We start from the raw sequence: 14,886 nt of genomic DNA on the forward strand, positions 1-14,886 counted from the left end.
CCGCAGGCCGACGCCATTGAACGCGTCAGGCGACCAATAAGCCCAGCTTGCCGACCATCGCCAGCGAACGTTGAACGCTCTCTCGCGCTGACAGCAGCAACTGATCGGCAGGCTCCCCGGCGCCATCCTTCCGGTCTACCCGGATTGTCGGGCCAAATCTTTCGGTCATCTCGGCAGTGATCTGGTCGATGGTTCGAGCACCATCGAGCAACTGCAGGAAATCCCGGGTCCGATCGTCCTCCAACTGCACGGTTTGGTGGAGAAGGTTGGTGACCAACGGACCTGTTTGCGCCTGTCTTCGCGCGAGCAGGCTCGCCTGCGGCCGGTCGGTAGCTTCTTTCAGAAGAAAGGGGCGCGATAGCAGGAAGGAGACCTCGCCGCTGCAAGCCAGGATGAACATCGCCTCCGTCAGCACCTTTTGGTCATCATCCGCCTGCCGGCCGCCCAGAAGCGTGCGGGCGCCATCGAGCAACTCGTCAAATGACAATGCGCAGGGCCAGGCCCGGCCGAGACATAAATGCGCAGCCTTCAAGAGCGGATTGGTCACGGTGACCCTGCTGCCGTCATGGTTCTCGAATTCCATCACGGAATCGTCGCTCACGCAGGCATCGGAATGAACCGGGCTGGTGGTGCTCAGCAAATGGAACTGAGTGACGAAATCGAGGTCGACCTGGCGGGAGAGCGAAATGCTGTCGTGGCAGAGCAGCGTACGCCGAAAGCCGTTACCGTCGATAAAGTCCTGATACTGGTCGCGGGCCATGAATTCATTCTCCGGGAAGCGTTGCAGCGTCGCGCGGACGTCCTCGGAATAGCCGGCGAGATAGCGTCGTGAAAAATCAGCGTCGCTCAAATATTGCAGACCATGGCGTCCTGCGTCCTCGACGACCTCATGCAGCAAGAAAGCCTCGGCGCCTTCGTCGAGATCGTCGTGAAACAACAGCTCATCGGGGGCCTTGAGAACGCGGTTGCACTGGTCGCGCATGACCGCACCGTGTACCGAGTTGGCCTTCGAGCCCTCGCTCAGGAACTTCAGGATCGCCCGGGCCTGTCCCACCTTCTCCTTCATGCCGGTGAGGCGACGGGTGTGATACCGCATCATGTCGCGAACCATGTCCCGAAGATGCGAGAACGGGTGCGCGTTATAGCTGACGTAGCAGATTCCGCGCGGGGCAAGGTTCTGCTTGAAGATTGTCATCATCTTCTCGCGCACCGCAGGCGGTACCCATGAATACACGCCGTGTGCGATGATGTAGTCGAACTGCCCGAAGCTTGCGTCGACATTCATGATGTCGCAATGCAGGAGCTTGATGTTGCTCAGGCCCAATGTCGCGATGTTTCGCTGGCCGCGCTCGATCGTCACGCCGCTGAGGTCGACACCGACGAATTCGCTGTCCGGATATTGAAAGGCCATGGGCAAAAGGTTGCCGCCAACGCCGCAGCCGAGCTCCAGCACCCGGCAGCGCTCGACCGGCGCCGGTCGCATGCCGTAAACGGTAGCGATCGTTGCGAGATGGTTCGGATGAGTAAGCCCGTAGACGTGGCCGGGGTAGTAGACCTCGTCATATCGTGTGGGGCCGGTGGTCGGGTGGCGATGTTCACTTTGGATGTTCATCGTCCTCAATTCCACGAATATGCGAACCTATCGTTCTCGATCGACACCCGTGCTTGCTTAACTTCTTCCTTGGCAAGCGCTTTGTTGAGGAACTCGCGCGACAGCTCCGGCAGCAGCGTGTTGGTGATGATGTTGTCAATCATGCGCCCTCCGGAATCCGGATCGTTGCAACGCGACACAATGTGCTCCACGACCGCATCGTCGTAGCTGAAGGCCGCGTTGTGATTGTCGCGGAGGCGCCGTCCGATCCGGTCGAGTTGCAACCGGGCGATCCCGGCGAGCATCTCGTCCGAGAGCGGGAAGTACGGAATCGAGACGATGCGTCCGAGAAGCGCTGCCGGAAATACCTTCAGCAATTCCGGTCTCAGCATCTTGGCGAGCTCTTCCGGCTCGCTGCGATACTTTGGATCACGCGACAAGCCCATGATCAGATCAGTGCCGACGTTGGTGGTCAGAATGATCAAGGTGTTCTTGAAGTCGATCCGCCGTCCATTGCCGTCCTCCATGATTCCCTTGTCGAACACCTGGAAGAATATCTCGTGCACGTCGGGATGGGCCTTTTCCACCTCGTCGAGCAGGATGACGCTGTAGGGCTTACGACGAACCGCCTCGGTGAGGCGACCGCCTTCGCCATAACCGACATAGCCGGGCGGTGCACCCTTCAATGTCGAAACGGTATGCGCCTCCTGGAATTCCGACATGTTGATCGTGATCATGTTCTGCTCGCCGCCGTAAAGGGTCTCGGCGAGCGCCAGGGCGGTTTCGGTTTTGCCTACCCCGGACGGGCCAGCCAGCATGAACACGCCGATCGGCTTCGACGGGTTGTCCAGTTTGGCGCGGCTGGTCTCAATTCGCTTGGCGATCATCGTCAGCCCATGGGACTGGCCGACGACGCGGCGGTTGAGAATCTCCGGCAGCTTCAGCACAGTTTCGATCTCGTCCCGCATCATCCGGCCGACCGGGATGCCAGTCCAGTCAGACACGACAGAGGCCACCGACTGCTGGTCCACATGGGCATAGACCATCCGTTTTTCCGGATTGATGCACTCCAGCGTCTCGAACTTGCCGCGCAGTTCCGCGCGCTTCGCAGCCGGATCCTGGCCTTCCTTGGGCTCGGACAGGATCTCACGAATGCTGCGGATGTCCTTGACGAGCTCCTGCTCCGAGGCCCAGTCAGCTTCCAGGCTGGTCAACTTTTCCTTCAGTACTACGATGTCACTGTCGATCGCGACAATGCGCTCGCTGTCCTCGATCCCCAGATCGCCGTCGCTGATGAGGGCCGACCTTTCAGTCTCTCGAGCGGTAATCGCAACGCGGGTGTCCTCGATCAGGGCTGGCGTCGCGCTCTGGCTGATGGCCACGCGTGCCGAGGCGGTGTCAAGCAGGCTGACCGCCTTGTCCGGCAACTGTCGTGATGGAATGTAACGGTGCGACAGGTTGACTGCTGCAACGATTGCAGCATCTGAAATACGAACACCGTGGTGCTTTTCCATTGGACCGAGAAGTCCGCGCAGCATGATACAGCAGGTCTCGACATCAGGTTCATCGATCTGGATCGACTGGAAGCGTCGCGTGAGAGCGGGATCCTTCTCGATATACTGGCGATACTCTGCCCATGTGGTGGCGGCGATCGTACGCAGCGTGCCACGGGCTAGGGGAGGTTTCAGGAGATTGGCCGCGTCCCCCGTGCCGGCCGCGCCGCCGGCGCCTATCAGCGTGTGGGCTTCGTCGATGAACAGGATGATGGGAGTGGGCGAACTCTGGACCTCGTCGATCACCGAGCGCAAGCGCTGTTCGAACTCGCCCTTCATGGAAGCGCCGGCCTGCATCAGGCCGATGTCAAGCGCGCAGAGCCTTACATTGCGTAGCGGTGGCGGTACATCGCCCGCGGCGATACGCTGGGCGAAGCCCTCGACCACGGCGGTCTTGCCGACGCCGGCCTCGCCGGTGAGGATTGGATTGTTCTGCCGCCGGCGCATCAGCACGTCGATCAATTGTCGGATTTCGTCATCCCGGCCGAGGATCGGATCCATCTGGCCCGATTTGGCCTTGGCGGTGAGATCCTGGGAGAACCGGTCGAGCGGTGTCGTTCCCTTGGGACCGGTCTGGCCCGTGCCCTCCGTGCCGGCGCCGACCAGTCCCGAGCCGTCCATCGGCCGCATGGTCTCCTCATCGGAGCCGGCCCAGATGGCGCGGCGCTCCGCGGCCAGTGCGTCGACGTTGACCTTGGCGAACTCCTGCGAGAGGTTGTTCAGGATACGACGGATATCGTTCGACTTCAGGCCTGCCACCAGCAGATGGCCGGTGCGGATCTGAGTTTCGCCGAAGAAGAGCGTCGCATAGTGCCAGCCCCGATCCAGGAGATCGATGACCGAATTGGCGACACCCGGCATGTCGGTTTCGTTCTTGCGGAATCCATTGATGACGCCGGCAAGGTCCGACAACAAGCGTGCCCGATCGAGCTTGTAGTGATCCACCGAAAGGCTGAGGTCCGTGCGTTCCTGCTGCAGGATATGAAACAGCCAGTGCGCAAGCTCGACGTTGCGATTACCGGCGCTCTTGGCGTGGCGCAGGGCCTGTATGAAGGCATCATAGCCGGCCCGGTTCAGCTTGCCCGTTACAGCTTCAATGCTGATGTCGGTCACGGCAGCCCCTCCTGCTCAATTCCTCCGCCGATGTCTGGCACCAAGCGGAAATTGCTTCGAATCCCATAGTGTTAGGCGAACGGCATAGTAGATAGGTTCAAATTGCTCCGGCATCGGCTTCGGCGTTCCGCCGGGCCCTCAAGCGCTCGCCGAGTTGAAAGCGGGCATCGCGGCGATATTCTTCCGTGGAGGCCCAGTTCGGCGAAACCCAGGTAGTCCATCCAAGTCGTCCGCTCTGTCCGAGCTTGACTGGGACGATCTCTCCCGCTGGAATCGCGAGTTCCACCTCCCATTCCAACTCGTCGCCGATGTAGAAGAACACGGCATCAGCCAGTGGCTCCGACAAGTTGCGCGTTTCAGTCGGCAGGAACTGCTCGTACTGGGTGAAATTCTTAACGAAGACTCGAACCCTGATCTTGTCCTCGACGCTGAACACGCGTGAGCCCAATAGGGCGTCGCGACCGAGCCTGGCATGGGTCCCGCCGAGCCGGCTACAGTGATTTGGATCGAACGAGAGCCAGGTACCGACAAATTCGTCGATCTCGACCTTGACGTCGAACAGTCCCTGCAGGAACCGCGTCAACCGTGACGCACACTTGGCCCTGGGGGCGACCAGGCCGGCGAAGCTGAGCTTCGCCATGTCCGGTACGGTGTCTCGATCGGCGAAAACGTCGGAGCCGAGGCCAGCGAAGGAGCCGACATAGGCGATGAAACGATCCTCCGCTGGCCGGTCATGCTGCGCGATCGGTCGCGCGTCGGCCCAGGCGCGAAAGAACAGTTGTAGGAAGCGTCCGTTGAGCAGGTCGAGAAAACGCGGAAAGGCGTCATCCCGCATCAGCCACCAGCTGAGGCTTTCATCAGTGGTGGCAAGCGGCAGCGCGCCTTGCGGCCCCAGAAGGCCGAGAAATTTGACGAGGATCCTGAGCCGGCCAGCTTGGTCGTCGACCGCCGAGAGGTTGGAGGCGGGAAACTCCAGATAAGGCGCCTGGCCGAGGTCGACATACTCCTCGCGGCGCGCGGCACTGTCACCGATCCGCGGTCGATCCGGGTTGGCGCGCTCAAGCTGGCGCAGCGTATGGAAGAAATCGAACCGCCAGGGCTCGGCCTTCATCTGTTCGATCAGCGTCATAGCGATCTCCGCGTGCCCATGCGCGGCGGCCACCGCATGATCTCGCCGCGCTCCGGCGTCGAGACGATCGTCTGTGTGAAGGTATTGAAGCCAGAATAGTCGGCGAAGAAGCGCTCCAGCACGGCACCGAGCAAGAACACGCCGCTGCCTTCGAATGCTTTCTCGTCGAGCGTGACGGTGATCTCCAGGCCGCGTGCTGCACCGCTGCCGGAGCGCTCGCGCACTCGTCGCACCACGGGCCGGCTCTCTATGCTGCGCACGCCGCGGATCTTGCGTTCCGTGGCGTCGTCGAACTGGTCGGCGAACAAGGACAGCATCTCGCGCAGCGCTCCGGCGTTCTTGCCGCCACCGCGCTCGACGAGGCCAAGATAGTTCAGGCTCAGCATGTTGATCAGCCGCCAGCTGATAATTCCGCTGTTGGCGATTTCGCTGCGGCTGCGCAACTGGGCCACTACCGGCTCGCGCGGCCGAGTGGGACCCGCAACACACATCAGGTCAAGGGAGGTATCGTCCAGCAGGCGGAAATCGGCACCGCCCTGACCGACCGGCAAGTGCTCGGTGAGATGCCGGTTGGAGCACAGCGCCCGGACGCTGAGTTCGGCGACGGAACCTTCGCCGCTCAGCTCACCGGGCTCGACCAGTGACAGGAACATGTCCGTCCCGGTGTAGTCGGAGGATGCGCCATACGTCTTCTCTTCCACGGTGCGGCGCCGGGGCAACCGGCGGACGGTGAAATAAAGGCCCTCGACCGAGCCGCTAGCCCGGTTGACGGCAGCCGAATACAACGGACGCACCGGCCGCTTGTCCTTCTCTGCCGGAAAATGCGCGTAGACTTCGAGTACCTGTTGCGGCTCGTATTCGAGATAGCGACTCCGATCAGGCACCACATGATATTCGTGGGTATTCGACTTGACGGGGATGCGATCGCTCGTCTTCTCGAACAGGTTGATCGCCGGCGCCGTATAGAGCCTGAAGGTATCGGGACGCACCGCGGCGGCAAGCCGTGAACTGTGTTCGTCGAAGGCGAAGACGATGTCGATCGACTTGCTGCGCAGCCGTGGCATCACGCTGCGAAGTCCCGTCAGGTTGATGCCGAGGAACTTGCGTGGAAACATGAAATATTCCCGCAGCAACTCCGAGCCGCGAAAGACCCGGTTGTCGTTGGGAAAGAGCGCTTCGTTCTCGTCGAAGCCGATTTGCTGCACGCAGTCATGGGGCGCCCGAGTCACCACCGGATCACCGAATTCGTCGAGATGGCGGAAGTAGACGCCCCTGCAATTTGATATCAATTGCTCGTAAAGCGCGATGGCGTCGGATTCCGCGCCGGACAGGTAGATCGGTAGTTCGCTCATGCGGCAGCCGGCAAACCAGGTTTCCGGCTTCGTTCGGGCCTCTGCGTCCGACAGTTCCTCATCGAGCCGGGCCGCAGCACGATGGGTCAACGACAGCCTGAGCCCTGCGATGACGTCGCCGCCGACCGGAATCCCGAGCGCCTGCAGCGCGCCCGCCGTCGAGAAGTATTCGGCGCCGGCGACATCGAACGGCCAGAGTACGATTTCGCGGCAGAGCCGAAATCGGCAGGCGAGACTTCGTTCTCTCTCACGATAACTGGCATCGAAATAGGCGCCGCGTGCGATCTTCCTTCCGTCGCGCAGCGCCGGGTCGGCATAGGGTGGCCGTGCCGTAACCAGCATGGCCGACGGGGTGGGGGCAAGGTAGTTCGGAACCAGTTGCTCAAGCAGGTTTGCGGTGAATTCCGGGAATTCGTGCTTGAGCTTGAGCTGAACGCGGGCCGCGAGAAACGCAGCACCTTCCAGCAGCCCCGTGATCATCGGATCTGAGCGATCCCTAATCAGGCCGCCGAGGCGCTCTGCGATGCCGGGATATTCTTCCGCGAAATCTCCTGCCTGCTCGTAGAGCAGTGACAGCTCGCGATTGTAGAAATCCAGGAATTCGCGGTTCATGCTAAAGTCGGTTGATCTGGATATCGCCGCTGTCGAGGTCGACGTCGGCGACGAATTCCACGGGGACGTTGAGCGGCTCGGCCTTCAGCTCGGCGTGAACGACGAAGCGCAGCTTGAGCTGCTCGGGGCCGACCGAGCCGTCGCGGCGGACCCGGATCGTCTTGCGATCGAGCCTTGGTTCATAAGCCGTCAGCGTCGCGCGCAGCGCGTCGGTGAGTTCGTCGTCCGTGACCTCGTCGATCGAGCGGTGGGCGATATCGGGGAATCCGTAGTTCAGGATTGATGTTCGGACGTAATCCCGGCCGCTCAGGTCCAAGGAGGATTCCAGTGCAATGGTGTTGAGGAGCGTTTCAAGGTCATGAGAGACCTCGCGCCTGAGCAACGTTTCCGAGATCGGAAAACGGCCCGCGCTGCGCCGCCCGGCGATGACCCGCTCGCCGAACTCATTGCGCAGATTAAGCTTTTTGCGCGCATCGCGCGCTACGTAGGCCGCGCGAAAAGCCAGCATCAATGGGGGAGAGAGCCGATCCCGCTTTGGTGTAATGGTCATTTTCGGTTCCCATGACGCCCGAGCCGCATGCAATTCCGTGGGGCACCCATTGGCGTCCGACGTGACGTCGTCTCAGCAGGCGGTCGGGCTCGCAACCGGCCCGGCCGAGAGGTGCGATTGGATTCGCACCGTTTGGCGCCGGTTTCCGTTATTCGCAACCGGCGCCAGGCGTTGGACCGATAATCAGGCCCATTCCTTGTTCGCAGGAACGTCCCAGCCAAACGTCGGCGAAGCTCCGGCGCCGCCTTTCTCCGTCTGGGTCTTGTAGGTCATCTTGACCTTAGCGAAGTTCAGACTCACGTTTTCGGTAAGGCGATCTTCGCCGTGCGATCCGCCCGTCGATACGCTGGTGACGAGAACCTGCTTCATCTCGATCTTGAGATATTCCAGCGGGTGTTCGCCGGCCTTGCGGACCGTCAGGATCGCGCTGTCGATATGCTTGCCGTTCGCGCAGACCTTGAACAGTTCGGGCGTGGCCTTGTCGACGAAGTGCGTGAAGTGGAGATCCTGGACGCTGACCTTGCCGGCGCCGCCGCCCGAGCCGCTGTGGAAAGTGCCGGTCTGGCTCTCGCCAAACGACCAGCTCAAAATATCGATTTCGTCCTTGTGCTTGTCGTCCAGCGACTCGCCCTTGATCGGATCGAGCTTCAGGAAAATGTCGACGGCCATAGCATGGTCCTCTCAAATTTCTGCATGTTTACGGTTGCGATGTTGCCGCGTCAGGAGCTGGGGCCCGGCAGGCGTGAAACCAGACTGAGGCCGACGTCCATCGCCTCCAATTGAAAGTGTGGACGAAGAAAGAAGCGCGCGTTGTAATATCCCGGGTTCTCCTCGTTTGCTATGACCTCCACCTTCGCAGCGGCCAGAGGCTTGCGCGCTTTCTGAGCTTCTGACGACAGGGCTGGGTTGGCATCAACGTACTCGTTGATCCAAGTCTGCAGCCAGACCGTCAGCTCATCCTTCTCCTTCATGGATCCGATCTTGTCGCGAACCATGCACTTCAGATAGTGCGCAAAGCGGGACACTGCGAACATGTAGGGCAGACGTGACGACAGGTTGTCGGACGCGGTTGCATCCACGCCCTTTTCGCCGAAGTACTTCTTCGGCTTGTAGAGCGACTGGGCGCCGATGAAGGCGGCCTTGTCGGTGTTCTTGCGATGGATCAGCGGTATGAGGCCCGCCTTTGCCAGTTCGTGCTCACGGCGATCACTGATGGCGATCTCGGTGGGGCATTTCAGGTCGACGCCACCGTCGTCGGTCGGGAATGTGTGTGTCGGCAGGTTGATGACCTCGCCGCCGGACTGCACGCCGCGGATGCGAGTGCACCAGCCGAACTCCTTGAAGGCTCGGTTGATGTTGACCGCCATCGCATAGGCGGCGTTGATCCAGCCGTATTTGTCACCGGTGTGTCCGTCCGTCTCCTCCTCGAAGGCGAACTCTTCCACGGGCTCCGATTTCGCGCCGTAGGGGAGACGACCCAGCGCGCGCGGCATGCACAAGCCGAGATAGCGCGAGTCGTCCTGATCGCGCAGTCCCTTCCATGCGGCATATTCCGGTGTGTCGAACACCTTGCCGATGTCGCGAGGGTTGGACAGCTCGGTCCACGAATCCATTCCCATCAGCGTGGGCTCGGCGCCGCTGAAGAAGGGGGCGTGTGCGGCGCCCGCGACCTTGCTGAGATCGCGCAGCAACTGCACGTCGGTGGGAAGGTGGCTGAAGTAGTAGTCGCCGATCAGGCAGCCGAACGGCTCGCCGCCCAACTGGCCGAATTCGTACTCGTAGATCTGCTTGAACAACGGACTCTGGTCCCAGCGCGCATCGGGATAAAGCCGCAGATTGCGATACAGCTCGCTCTTGGAGACGTTCATCACCCGGATCTTGAGGTTGGCGTCGGTCTCCGAATTGAAGACAAGGTAGTGGAGACCCCGCCAGGCACTTTCGATCGCCTGGAACTCGGGAGCGTGAATGATCTCGTTCATCTGCGCGGTCAGCTTCTGGTCGATCCGCGCGATCATCTCCTCGATGGTGTCGAGCACGTCCGACTTGATGACGCTCGTGTCCTTCAGCGCTTCTTGAACGAGCGTGGATACCGCGTTCTCGACTTCGGTCGCTGCACGTTCAGTGCGCGGCTTGAAGCTTTGCTTCAGCAGAGCGGAAAACTCGTCGGCCTCGACTGTCCCGACCTGAGTGGTGGTCCCTTTTTGAGCAGCTTCTTTTGCCATGGTCCCCATTCCTTCCCTTAGTTCTCGGTGTCGGGTTCGGCAGACTGGCTCGTCGCGCGCTCCCGCAGTGCGGCCATCAGTTGAGGATCGGCGAGAAGTTTTTTCAGCTGATCCTCGGCGGCCACCTTGCCATCCATGTAGCGCAGCAGGTTGGCGAGTTGTTCGCGTGCCTCGAGCAGCTTGGCCGTAGCCGGCACCTGGCGGGCGACGGCCACCGGCGTGAAGTCGGCCATCTTGTTGAAGCGCAGATTGACCGAGATCTTTTCGTCGGATCCGTCGCTGAGGCGATTGGCGACGCGCGCCGTCATGCCGGGCTGGATCGCCGCCATTCGGTTGTCGAAATTATCCATGTCGAACTCGAGAAACTTGCGTTCCTCGACCTTCGTCTTCTCGACGCCGGGATTGTTGCCGGAAAGGTCCGAGAGGACGCCCATCACGAACGGCAGTTCGATCAGCCGTTCGGCGTCGTAGGGATCTTCGTATGTGATGTGCACGCGCGGTGCGCGGTTTCGCCGAATGAATTTTTGACCGCTGTCCGTAGCCATGGTTCCCTCTCTACGAAATCGCTTTGGAAGCCGATTGCGCGAGGCAGGGTGACAAGGCGCCTCAGCTCACGGTCGGCAAAGCTTCCTTATGTCCAGTTAGTCCTGTCGAGCGAAAGGCGGGTTCAATGCGACTTGTCGATTGTCTTCAGCGCGCCCTCGGGCAGGACGTCATTCAAAAGGCTGAGGAAGTCTCGTTGCGCGAGATCGCGCGCGCGGTCGACCAAAAACGGGATTGGGCTGGACGGTTCCGCGGTTCGAAAAAACGACGCGACCTTCAGCAGCAGGCCCAAAGCCTGCGCCCGATTTTCTACAGAAAGAACAATATCTTGAGCGTCGCTCTCGGTTGTGGATGAGGGCGAGGTGGCGAGTTCCGCCAGTCGTTCGATCGGCAGATCGAACACCTTGTCGCGCCCAATGTTGATCGCAGCACTTTCCACGTGGGACGGCACCAGCATCCGCATCACCTCGATGAATGATTTGCCGACCATCTCCTGCGCCTGACGCACCAGCAGCAGCGCGGGGTTGGATGGTTCCATTCGAGCAAAATAGTCGGCCGCCGCGGCAAGCGCTGCGGAGGCCTGCGCCGACGAGGCCAGCGCGCCAGTCGTGTCCAGCGGCATTTGTGCGTCGACGGGAGCGGCATCTTCCGTAGGCGCCGCGATCGCGTGCGGATCACGCGCGGTGACAAGGCCGGCAAGCCAAGCGGTCATGCCGTTAACCAGGCTGGAGAGCCTGTCGAGGCTGATGGGTTGCCCCGAGTTCAACTTTTCGTGCCAAGTCACCTTGATGCCTGCAAGTTCGGCGGCGACCGCGGAGCATCGCGCGCTGGCGGCCTTCAGAGTGTCGAGGTCCGTCTCGCCGACGATGCGCTCGATGGTCGCGAGGTCGGGGCCGTCGATGTCGGCATCACCGGCTGGAATTTCGCCCTTGGCAACCTGATAGGCACGGTAGTTGAGGCTTCCGTGCCTGCGGTTCTCGATCAGGGGAAGGAATTGGAGCGGGTTGATCACGGTCGGAAACACGTCGATCGCCTCGACCGTGACGGCGCGAAGCGCATAGTCCCCGTCCTCGCCCCTCGGATGCACGGCTTCCCACTGCTCGCGCAGCAGCAAGTTGGTCGCCTTCAGGCAGCTGAGAAAGCCGTCGAGATCGCGGTTGAGGATGGAAAACTTGGCCAGCAGCAGGTTCAGACGCAGATCGCGGGTGCGCGCCAGAAGGGGCTGCGCGGCCGCAAGCTGGCCGGCAAAATCGACCGCCTTCGGATCGAAGCGTCCGCGCTCTCCGTTGGCGTTGACGACTTCGAAGAAAGACATCGGCAGCAGGGATTCCGCACTTGCGAAGAAGTTGAGATATTGGACGTCCCCGATGGCATCGAGGTCCGGCCCACAGGGATCGTCGGCGGCTATAGGCTGCGTCAGGGAGGCGACATCAAGCATGCGAGGATCATCCTCTGCTCGGCCATGGCCCTTCTGCCGAGCCCGCGACATCTGGCGGATCACGAAGGGGGATCATGATCCGATTACCTTATGGGTCAGATGCCCGCCGGTCTCGGTTCATTCCCGGCGATCATGACATTTTCGCGTGAACCGGCAAGCTCTTGGAGCCGACTACTTGAAGGCCGGGGTGGTTCTTTGGACGGCTGTGGCGTGTCAGGAGGCTCAGCCCGGTGCGGACTTGCCGGCACTGCCAGTGGCGGGCAGGTTTTCTGTGGTTCTTGCACGACGCCTGATCTGCTCTTTGCAGCCGATCATGTGGTTAGCCAGGGAGTTTAACGCCCACATGGGCCAGCTTACCCAGGATACCCGCCTCTGCGAACTCAAGACGCCTCTCGGCAAGGACGTTTTGGTTTTTGTCGGATTCGAGGGCTCGGAAGGTCTCAGCGAACTGTTCGAATATCGCATCGAGTGTCTCAGCGAAGATGCCGATCTGGACTTTGACCGTGCGATCGGCCAGCAGTGCACACTGACCATCAAGCTGCATGGAAAGGAGCGCGAGTTCAGCGGCATTCTGACGGAAGCCCAGTGGCTCGGGGTGAAGAACGACTATTTCAGCTACCGCATCGTCCTGAGGCCTTGGCTGTGGCTGTTGTCCCGCACCACCGATTGCCGGATCTTTCAGGACAAGAAGGCGCCCGATATCATCAAGGATGTCTTCAATGAACGCGGTTTCACCGACTATGAATCCAAGCTGACCGAAGAGGGCTCCTGTCCGAAACTCGAATATTGCGTTCAGTACCGCGAGACCGACCTGAATTTTGTTTGTCGGCTGATGGAGCAGCACGGCATCTACTATTTCTTCAAGCATGAGGGCGGCAAGCACACGCTGGTGCTGGCCGACTCCAAATCGTCGCACAGCCCGATCAGCGGTCTTGCCACGATTCCCTACATCCCGCTGACGGGAGCCGACCGTCGCGGTGAACAGCATATCTACGAATGGGTCGCGGAGCGCCGGTTTCGCACCGGGAAAATCGAGCTCAACGATTACAATTATCAGAAGCCCAACGCGCAGATGATCAGCGATGCCAAGGGCTCCGAGCAATACACCCGGTCGGAGATGGAGTTTTACGACTATCCCGGCAAGTTCAAGGAAAAATCCGATGGCGAGCGCTACGCGAAGATCCAACTCCAGGCCGAGCAGGCGATGGATCGGCGGCGCCGCGGCAATGGCGACGCCGCCAACCTGTTCCCCGGCGGCCTGACGAAGCTCGAAAAGCACTCCAAGGACTCGCAGAACGTCGAATATCTTGTGGCGCGAGCCACCCATTCGTTGTCGATCGAATCCTATCGCACCGGCGGTCCCAGCGACGCCGGGCAACACGTCTATTTCGGCAGCTACGAGTTCCTGCCGAGTGATCGGCCGTTTCGAGCGCTGATGATGACGCCGAAGCCAAGGATCAACGGCATCCAGACGGCCAAGGTGGTGACCAAGGACGACAATTCGAGCGAGGAAATCGACGTCGAATCGCTTGGCGAAATTTATGTCCGCTTTTTCTGGGATCGAAAGAAAAAGCGGTCGTGCCGGCTGCGCGTAGCCCAGGTTTGGTCGGGCAAGCGCTGGGGCGGCCAGATCATTCCGCGCGTCGGACAGGAAGTGGTCGTCGAATTCCTGGAAGGGGATCCGGACCGGCCCCTGGTGATCGGCACGGTGTACAACGACGAATACAAGCTGCCCTACGATCTGCCGTCGAAGAAGACGATTGCGGGGTTGAAGTCGGACTCCACCAAAGGTGGCGGCGGCTTCAACGAGTGGAACTTCGAGGACAAGAAGGGATCCGAGAGGATCACGGTGCATGCCGAGAAGGACCACGACGTGACGGTTCGCGATACCGAGACACGGACCATCGGCGAAGCCGCATTCGGTGGCGACACCCGCAAGACCACGCTCAAGAACGGCAATGACAAGCTCGATATCGAACTGGGCGGTCAACACATCACGCTGGCCATGGATCAGTCTGTCGATGCCGGCATCAGCATCACGCTCACGGCCAATGCCAACATCACCCTGCAGGTTGGTCCCAGCCAGATCATCCTGACCCCGGGGGGCATCGTCATTAACGCGCCGACGATATCCATGACTGCGCAAGCCGCCATGGCGCTTGCAGCCGGTGGTCCGCTTGCCGCCCACGGCACTCCAACCCTTGTCGGTTGACGGTCATGGGCCAGGCTCGGTTCGGCACGGTTCAGGATCTGCTTCAAGTCTATCCCTTGGCGCGCTGTGATGTCGGCAAGGCCGACCCCGACAAGCCTTCGCTGGATTTCCTTCAGGAGGCCGCGGATGCGCGCAACTGGCACCAGGCCGTATCTTTCTGCGCCTATCTGCTGCCCAGGCGCGTGGCCGTCGCCTGGGGATGTCGCTCGTTGCGACGGATGTTCGATCATTTCGACGCCAACGATAGCAGGTCGCTGAACTTCGTGGAGACTTGGGTCCGGCAACCGGACGAGCAATCCCGGAACAAGGCGCTGGCCGTCGGCAATGCCAACGATCCCGAGCAGCCGGCGACATGGCTGGCGCTGGCGGCCGGCTGGTCCGGCGGAAGTGTGGTTCCCGCGGAATTTGCCCCGGTCGAAGCCAAGCCCGATCAAACCGCGCGGGCGGTGCGTGCAGCCCTGCTGATCGGCCTGTGCCGGCTTCCCCGTGACTCCCGCGACCGGATAATGACGGCATGCCTGGAGGATGGTATTCAGTTGGCACGCGGCGAACCGCGCCCTTCACGCTAACG

At 61.0% G+C, this 14,886-nt stretch carries 11 protein-coding genes; 2 read left to right on the forward strand and 9 right to left on the reverse strand.

Features of this window, described 5'->3' with window-relative positions; genetic code table 11:
* Window positions 1-25: 25 nt before the first annotated feature.
* The 9 genes from RAD15_RS00865 to RAD15_RS00905 form a co-directional block, all read right to left on the reverse strand.
* Window positions 26-1,612: a methyltransferase regulatory domain-containing protein gene (locus tag RAD15_RS00865; protein WP_458173447.1), complete on the reverse strand. Its 1,587-nt coding sequence runs from the start codon at window positions 1,610-1,612 to the stop codon at window positions 26-28.
* A gap of 5 nt (window positions 1,613-1,617) precedes the next feature.
* Entirely contained in the window at window positions 1,618-4,257 is a 2,640-nt protein-coding gene (gene tssH / locus RAD15_RS00870) for a type VI secretion system ATPase TssH (RefSeq protein ID WP_458173449.1), read from the reverse strand.
* Between the two features lie 97 nt (window positions 4,258-4,354).
* Entirely contained in the window at window positions 4,355-5,419 is a 1,065-nt protein-coding gene (gene tssG / locus RAD15_RS00875; RefSeq protein WP_458173451.1) for a type VI secretion system baseplate subunit TssG, read from the reverse strand.
* Complete coding sequence (gene tssF / locus RAD15_RS00880) at window positions 5,383-7,350, reverse strand: type VI secretion system baseplate subunit TssF (RefSeq protein ID WP_458173453.1); 1,968 nt, start codon at window positions 7,348-7,350, stop codon at window positions 5,383-5,385. Before tssF ends, tssG begins: the two co-directional genes overlap by 37 nt.
* Before the next feature lies 1 nt (window position 7,351).
* Entirely contained in the window at window positions 7,352-7,900 is a 549-nt protein-coding gene (gene tssE, locus RAD15_RS00885) for a type VI secretion system baseplate subunit TssE (protein WP_458174961.1), read from the reverse strand.
* 183 nt (window positions 7,901-8,083) lie between these two features.
* Window positions 8,084-8,569, reverse strand: a complete 486-nt coding sequence (locus RAD15_RS00890; RefSeq protein ID WP_458173455.1) for an Hcp family type VI secretion system effector — start codon at window positions 8,567-8,569, stop codon at window positions 8,084-8,086.
* A gap of 50 nt (window positions 8,570-8,619) precedes the next feature.
* Window positions 8,620-10,122, reverse strand: coding sequence for a type VI secretion system contractile sheath large subunit (gene tssC / locus RAD15_RS00895; RefSeq protein WP_458173457.1), 1,503 nt, complete (start codon window positions 10,120-10,122; stop codon window positions 8,620-8,622).
* Window positions 10,123-10,139: 17 nt separating this feature from the next.
* Window positions 10,140-10,667, reverse strand: a complete 528-nt coding sequence (gene tssB, locus RAD15_RS00900) for a type VI secretion system contractile sheath small subunit (protein WP_458173459.1) — start codon at window positions 10,665-10,667, stop codon at window positions 10,140-10,142.
* A gap of 122 nt (window positions 10,668-10,789) precedes the next feature.
* A complete protein-coding gene (locus tag RAD15_RS00905) occupies window positions 10,790-12,154 on the reverse strand; it encodes a type VI secretion system protein TssA (RefSeq protein ID WP_458173461.1) in 1,365 nt (454 codons plus the stop codon).
* A gap of 292 nt (window positions 12,155-12,446) precedes the next feature.
* Here RAD15_RS00905 and RAD15_RS00910 point away from each other — a divergent pair, with 292 nt between their 5' ends.
* Both RAD15_RS00910 and RAD15_RS00915 read left to right on the forward strand, forming a co-directional pair.
* Window positions 12,447-14,315: a type VI secretion system Vgr family protein gene (locus tag RAD15_RS00910; RefSeq protein WP_458174963.1), complete on the forward strand. Its 1,869-nt coding sequence runs from the start codon at window positions 12,447-12,449 to the stop codon at window positions 14,313-14,315.
* A 5-nt stretch (window positions 14,316-14,320) separates the two neighbouring features.
* Window positions 14,321-14,884 carry a DUF6931 family protein gene (locus RAD15_RS00915; protein WP_458173463.1) on the forward strand — a complete coding sequence of 188 codons (564 nt, stop codon included), beginning with the start codon at window positions 14,321-14,323 and terminating at the stop codon, window positions 14,882-14,884.
* The last annotated feature ends 2 nt before the right edge of the window (window positions 14,885-14,886 follow it).

The sequence above is a fragment of the Bradyrhizobium sp. 14AA genome, assembly GCF_054185205.1.